Here is a 2,971-nt window from a genome sequence, read left to right on the forward strand (position 1 = left end):
TGCCGATCGACCCGTCCTATCCGGCGGAGCGCGTCGAGTTCATGCTCGCCGACGCGCGTCCGGCCGTCGTCGTGGACGCCGGCTTCCTGGCCGCGCTCCCCGACACCGGCACCGACAATGCCGAACCCGGCAACCTGGACGTGCCACCCGAGCAACTCGCGTATGTCATTTACACGTCGGGTTCGACGGGTGTGCCGAAGGGTGTGGCGGTCACGCACGCGAACGTCGCGGACTTCTGTGCGGCGGGTTGTTGGGATGAGGAGGTGGTGCGGAGCGTCCTGGTCCAGGCCAACCACGCCTTCGACGCCTCCACCTACGAGATCTGGGTGCCACTTCTGCGCGGCGGCCAACTGGTGATCGTCCCGCCGGGCGAAGTGGACGTTCAGGAGCGGGCAGCGCTGATCGCCGAGCACGGCGTCACGAACGTGCACGCGACGGCCGGGCTGTTCGCCGCTTTCGCCGAGCAGGCCCCCGAGATGTTCACCGGTGTCCGTGAGGTCTCCACCGGCGGCGATGTGGTCTCCCCGGCCGCCATCCGGACGCTGCTCAAGACCCACCCGGGCCTGGTCGTCCGGACGACCTACGGCCCGACCGAGACCACGGCGTTCACCACCGAACTCGCCTTCACCGACCCCCGGCAGGTGGACGGGCCGGTCCCGATCGGACGCCCGATGGACAACGCCAACGCTTACATCCTGGACGAGTCGTTACGCCCCGTCCCTCCAGGCGAGGTCGGCGACCTCTACGTGGCCGGACCCGGTGTCGCGCGGGGCTACCTCGGACGGGCCGGCCTGACCGCCGAGCGGTTCGTGGCCTGCCCGTTCGTCCCCGCCGACCGCATGTACCGCACCGGCGACCTGGCCCGCCGGACGCCGGAGAACTTCCTGGAGTTCGCAGGCCGCGCCGACGACCAGGTGAAGATCCGCGGGTTCCGCGTCGAGCCGGGCGAGGTCGAGGCGGTCCTGGCCGAGCACGAGGCGGTCCGGCGCGTTGTGGTCGTCGTGCGGGAGGACGCGGCGGGGACCCGCAGGCTGGTCGCCTACGCCACGGCGGACGCGACGCCGGGAGAGTTGCGCGCGCACCTCGCGGACCGGCTGCCCGCGCACCTGGTCCCGGCGGCCGTGGTCGTGCTGGACGACCTGCCCGTCACGGTGAACGGCAAGGTGGACCGGGCCGCACTGCCCGCCCCCGACTTCGTCGCGTCCGGCACCGGCCGCGCCCCGGCCACGGCCGGCGAGAAGGTTCTGTGCGGCCTGTTCGCCGAGGTGCTGGGCCTGGAGACGGTCGGCGCGGACGACTCGTTCCTCGATCTCGGTGGCGACTCGCTGCTGGCGATGCGGCTGATCGGACGGATCCGCACGGTCCTGGACGTCGAGGTGGGCATCCGGGAGGTCTTCGCCGACCCGACCGCCGCGGCCGTCGCCGTCCTGGTCGCGGCCCGGCGGGACATGCCGCGGCCGGTGGCCCTTACCGCCCGCGAACGGCCGGAACCGATTCCGCTGTCCTCCGCGCAGCGCCGGATGTGGTTCCTCAACCGGCTGGAGCGCGCGGGGGCGGGTGCGGCCTACACGGTCCCGCTCGTCCTCGGCCTGTCGGGGGAGGTGGACGCCGAGGCGCTGCGCGCGGCCCTCGGCGACGTGGCCGACCGGCACGAGAGCCTGCGCACGGTCTTCCCGGAGCAGGACGGCGTGCCGCGCCAGCAGATCATCGACGGCCCGGCGGGCCACCCGGAACTCACCGTCGAAAAGGTCGGCGAACGGGACTTTGACCAAGCCCTGATCGCGGCGCTGGACTGCGGCTTCGACGTGGCGCGGGAACTGCCGTGGCGCGCGCGGCTGCTCGTGCGGTCGCGGACCGAGGCGGTCCTGGTGCTGGTCGCCCACCACATCGCCCTCGACGCGTGGTCCATGGGCATCGTCTCCCGCGACCTCGGCACGGCCTACGCCGCGCGGCTCAGCGGGGGCCGTGCCCCGGACTGGGCCCCGCTGCCGGTGCAGTACGCCGACTACGCGCTCTGGCAGCGCGACGTCCTCGGCGATCCGGACGATCCCGCGAGTCCCGTCGCGGCGCAGCTCGCGTACTGGCGGGACGCCCTCGCCGGGGTGCCGGAGGAGCTGACGCTGCCGCAGGACCGTCCGCGGCCGAGCCGGCCGTCGTACCGCGGCGCCGCGGTTCCGCTGGACCTGCCCGCGGACCTGCACGCCGCCGTGGCGCGGCTCGCCCGGCGCACCGGCGTCACGACCTTCATGGTCGTCCAGGCGGCCCTCGCCGCCGTGCTGTCCCGGCTCGGCGCGGGCCCCGACGTGCCTCTGGGGACGGCGGTCGCCGGTCGCGGCGACGCGGCGCTGGACGACCTGGCAGGGTTCTTCTCCAACACGCTCGTGCTGCGCGCCGACCTGCGCGGCGACCCGGCCTTCACCGAGCTGCTGGCCCGCGTCCGGGACACCGACCTCGCCGCCTACGCCCACCAGGACCTGCCGTTCGAGCGGCTGGTGGAGGCGGTGAACCCGGAGCGCTCACCGGCCCGCCACCCGCTGTTCCAGGTGATGCTGGCGCTCGATCACCTGCCCGAGGCGCGGGCCGCCTGGGAGCCGTCCGGCCTGGACGTCGAGCGACTGCGGCCGCCGCCGGAGACCGCCGCCGCGCGCTTCGACCTGTCGTTCGTCCTCACCGAGACGCGCGAGGGCGACAGCCTCACCGGCACCGTCGAGTACGCCGCCGACCTGTTCGACGAGGACACCGTCCGGACCCTGGTGGCCAGGCTCGCCGCCGTCCTCGGCCAGGTGACGGCCGACCCGGAGGTGCGGGTCGGCGACCTGGACGTGCTGGTGGACGGCGAGCGCGAGCGCGTGCTGTCGGGATGGAACGACACGGGCCGTCCGGTCGCGGCCGGGTCGCTGGCCGAGCTGTTCGAGGCGCAGGCGGCGCGGACTCCCGACGCGGTGGCGGTGGAGTCCGGCGGCGAGAGCTG

General features: G+C 74.2%; 1 protein-coding gene. It reads left to right on the forward strand.

The window, feature by feature from the left end; all coding sequences use genetic code 11:
• On the forward strand, positions 1 to 2,971 hold a 2,971-nt coding region (locus AB0J52_RS34430), incomplete at both ends, for an amino acid adenylation domain-containing protein (RefSeq protein WP_500187078.1).

Origin of the sequence: Spirillospora sp. NPDC049652 (assembly GCF_040675125.1) — a bacterium.
Lineage (GTDB): Bacteria > Actinomycetota > Actinomycetes > Streptosporangiales > Streptosporangiaceae > Spirillospora.